Raw genomic sequence first — 3,550 nt, 5'->3', positions numbered from 1 at the left:
GCGTGCGGGTGATCACCGATCCCGGGGGGCCGCGGCGGGTCCGACCGGGGGGCGAACGCCCCGCCGGCCGCCCGGGGCGTCAGTGGACGCGGCCCGGTGGGCGCCGACACAGGGCGCCGGCGAGGCGGCACAGATCGATGTGCAGACGCTCGACGAGCAGCGGCGGCTGCGGCTCAGTTCTCACGTCCGGGACAACCATGCGGTCATCGTAACGATTCCCGACCGGGACTCCGGAAGTGCGTCCCGTGATGCGGACCGAGGCGTCCCGCCATGCGGACGCCCGGTCACGGTATGCGATGGAGCCGGTCACGCGGCGTGGGATTCGACGACCCGGACCTCCTCCTCGGTCACCTCGCCGTCCACGATCCGGAAGGAGCGGAACGACACCGGCCCCTCGTCGTTGCCGCACTCCGCGGTGGAGACGATCACGTAGTGCGCGCCGGGCTCATTGGCGTAGGTGATGTCGGTGCGCGAGGGGTACGCCTCGGTGGCGGTGTGGGAGTGGTAGACGATCACCGGCTCCTCGTCCCGGTCGTCCAGCTCCCGGTACAGCTTCAGCAGGTCCCCGGAGTCGAACTCGTAGAAAGTGGGCGAGCGGGCCGCGTTGAGCATGGGGATGAAGCGCTCGGGGCGGTCGGTGCCGGCGGGGCCGGCGACGACGCCGCATGCCTCGTCGGGGTGGTCCCGCCGGGCGTGGGCCACGATGCGGTCGTGGATGTCCCGGGTGATGGTCAGCATGGGCGCCAGGATAGCCGGCGCCCCCCGGAGACGGGCAGGGGCCCGGTCCGTACCCCCGAGCGGTACGGACCGGGCCCCCGAACCGACCCGCCGGCGCGTCCCCGGGTGGGGGCGCGTGAGCGGGGCGGGGTCGGTGTCCGTGCGGCCGGATGCCTCGTGGAGCGGAGCGCCGGCCGCGCACGGTGTCCCGGATGTGTCCGGGGCCGACCGGACCCGGGGTGTCCCCGGGGCCGGCCGGCCGCCGGCCCGTCGGGGCGTGCCCGACGGACCGGTCGGTGATCACTTCTCGATGGTGACCTTCTCCCCGGGCTCCCCGTCGTCGCCGGCGCCGGCCGGGGCGCCGACGGAGGCGGCCTCGGAGGCGTCGATCTCCTCGTCGGTCTCGCCGGCCTCGCGGCGGCGGATGTACTCCAGCACCCGGTTCAGCTCGTGCTTGACCACCGGGGCCAGCAGGTAGAGGCCGATGATGTTGAACACCGCGGCCAGGAAGAGGAAGGAGTCGGTCAGGTCGACCAGGGTCATCAGCGGCAGCAGGGCGCCGATGATGACCATGCCGCAGAACAGCGCCTTGTAGACCATCTCGCTGGTCCGGGAGCCACCGAAGATGTGGGCCCAGGACTTCAGACCGTAGTAGCTCCAGGTGATCAGCGTGGAGAAGGCGAAGAGGATCACGGCCAGGGTCAGCAGGCCGGAGAACCACGGCAGAGCGGTCTGGAAGGCGTCGGCGGTGATCGCGATGCCGTTGATCGAGTCGTCGCCGGCGCGGCGGGCCTCGTAGAGCGGGCCGGAGGCGACGATGATGGTCACGGCGGTCATGGTGCAGATCACGACGGTGTCGATGAACGGCTCCAGCATGGCGACCAGACCCTCGGTGGCCGGACGCTTGGTCTTCACCGCGGAGTGGGCGATCGGGGCGGAGCCGATGCCGGCCTCGTTGGAGAAGGCCGCGCGCTGGAAGCCGACGATCAGGGCACCGAGCAGACCACCGGCGATGCCGGACGGGTTGAACGCCTCGGTCACGATGGTCATCAGCGCGTCCGGGACGGCGGTGATGTTCCACAGGATGACGATGAGACAGGCACTCACGTACATGATCGCCATGGAGGGCACCAGACGGCTGGTGACCTTGCCGATGGACTTCATGCCGCCCAGGATCACCAGGCCGACCAGCACCGACAGCACGATGCCGTACAGGATGGCGCCGGTGTTGCCGGCGAAGAAGCTGTCCCCGCCACCGGTCTCGGTGGTGAGCTGCTCCAGGGACTGGTTGACCTGGAAGAGGTTGCCGCCGAAGAAGGTGAAGGCGACGATCATCAGGGCGGAGCCCCAGGCGAGGACCTTGCCCAGCCCGGGCAGCCCGCGCTCGGCGAGGCCCTTGCGCAGGTAGTGCATCGGGCCGCCGGAGACGGTCCCGTCGGCGTGGACCACGCGGTAGCGGACGCCCAGGGTGCACTCGGCGAACTTGGTCGCCATGCCGAGCAGACCGCAGAGGATCATCCAGAAGACGGCGCCGGGGCCACCGATGGAGATCGCGATGGCCACACCGGCGATGTTGCCGAGGCCGACGGTACCGGAGAGGGCCGAGGTCAGGGCCTGGAAGTGGGTGACCTCACCGGGGGCGTTGGGGCTGTCGAACTTGCCCCGCACGACCTTGAGAGCCGTCTTGAGGTGGCGCACCTGCGCCAGACCGAAGTAGACGCTGAAGATCAGACCGGCGATGACCAGCCACAACACGATGGGCATGATCGTGGCGCCGCCGACGTCGAAGTTGAAGAAGACGATGTCTCCCATGACGTTGGCGAACGGTTCCACCCAGCCGTTGATCTTGTCTGCGACCGTATCGGCCCAGGTCGTTTCATCCATGGATTACCTCTGGCGGGTTGCTGCGGGGACGAATGAAGGCACGGAATGATGCCGATGGTGCGGTATTTCCGACGAGCCGCCGGGGTGAGGGTGAACCCCGAAAACATTCGGATGTGCGTTCCTACCACGGAGAGCGATATTCGTCATGTGGCCTGGATCACACGTTCGGATAACGGTCGAGTTAACACATCGACATTTCACCACAAAGAGGACACATGCCCCCTACACCCAGTGCCGATGTCCGCATAGCGGATACTGAATATCACGCTCCGTATAGCGAAGGGCCCTCCCGCGCACGCATCGGAGTCGAGGAAAAACCCCCGGCGCGCCCGAAGAACGCGTCAGGGGTTTCACCCCGGAACACTCCTGACTTATGTCATGAGTGTTTCCAACAATGACTCCTGCAACAAGCCGAGCCAGAGATAGGCCATCGCCATCGGTTTGCGCGGATCGTGATCGGGCAGGGCGATGAGGCGATCCGAGGTCTCGTCGTCCTCGATGCCCAGTCTCGCCCCCACCGCCAGCCGCAGATCGTTGAGGGTGCCGAGCCATCGGCGGGCCCCCTCCGCGTCCAACCGCACCACGCCCCCGCCGCCGGGTACCGATCCGTCGGCCGCCACGGCGTCCAGCGACCGCACCACCGCCAGGCCGTCCTCCCGCTTGCGGGTCCGCAGGTCGGGCTCGGTGAACCGACGGAACTCCGCCGCCCACCGCCGGGTCTCCTCGTCCGGGGAATCCCCCGGCCCCCCGTAGGCGTCGGGGAAGAGCCGGGCCAGTGCCGGATCCGAGGGCGGCTCCGTGGGCCCCTCGGCGAACAACGCCTCCAGCGGATCCGTACCCCCGTCCGACCCGTCACCGGCCGCGCCCGGGGGACCCACCAGTTCGAGCAGTTGAACCACCAGGCTGCGCAGGATGGAGAGTTCGGCCGGGTCCAGGGCCAGGGCGGCCC

General features: G+C 69.0%; 4 protein-coding genes. All 4 read right to left on the bottom strand.

Annotated elements, in window-relative coordinates; all coding sequences use genetic code 11:
- Nucleotides 1-79: 79 nt before the first annotated feature.
- Nucleotides 80-184 carry a putative leader peptide gene (locus tag FNQ90_RS28500; protein WP_407699377.1) on the bottom strand — a complete coding sequence of 35 codons (105 nt, stop codon included), beginning with the start codon at nucleotides 182-184 and terminating at the stop codon, nucleotides 80-82.
- A 122-nt stretch (nucleotides 185-306) separates the two neighbouring features.
- The gene (locus FNQ90_RS16340) at nucleotides 307-738 is read right to left on the bottom strand and encodes a Mov34/MPN/PAD-1 family protein (protein WP_143617616.1); all 432 of its coding nucleotides are present in this window, start codon (nucleotides 736-738) and stop codon (nucleotides 307-309) included.
- Between the two features lie 279 nt (nucleotides 739-1,017).
- On the bottom strand, nucleotides 1,018-2,601 hold the full coding sequence (locus FNQ90_RS16335; RefSeq protein ID WP_182607059.1) for an alanine/glycine:cation symporter family protein: 1,584 nt from the start codon (nucleotides 2,599-2,601) through the stop codon (nucleotides 1,018-1,020).
- A gap of 371 nt (nucleotides 2,602-2,972) precedes the next feature.
- A partial coding sequence (locus FNQ90_RS16330) for a DUF2017 domain-containing protein (RefSeq protein ID WP_182607058.1) occupies nucleotides 2,973-3,550 on the bottom strand: 578 nt, incomplete at its 5' end.

This window comes from Streptomyces alkaliphilus, from assembly GCF_014141535.1.
GTDB lineage: Bacteria > Actinomycetota > Actinomycetes > Streptomycetales > Streptomycetaceae > Streptomyces > Streptomyces alkaliphilus.
The sequence above is the reverse complement of the archived record's forward strand: the minus strand, read 5'-3'. Positions and strand labels throughout refer to the sequence as shown.

Bases quoted from the DNA above. Each gene is read 5' to 3' on its own strand.
- FNQ90_RS16340 (WP_143617616.1), bottom strand. From the start codon at position 738: ATGCTGACCATCACCCGGGACATCCACGACCGCATCGTGGCCCACGCC.
- FNQ90_RS16335 (WP_182607059.1), bottom strand. From the start codon at position 2,601: ATGGATGAAACGACCTGGGCCGATACGGTCGCAGACAAGATCAACGGC.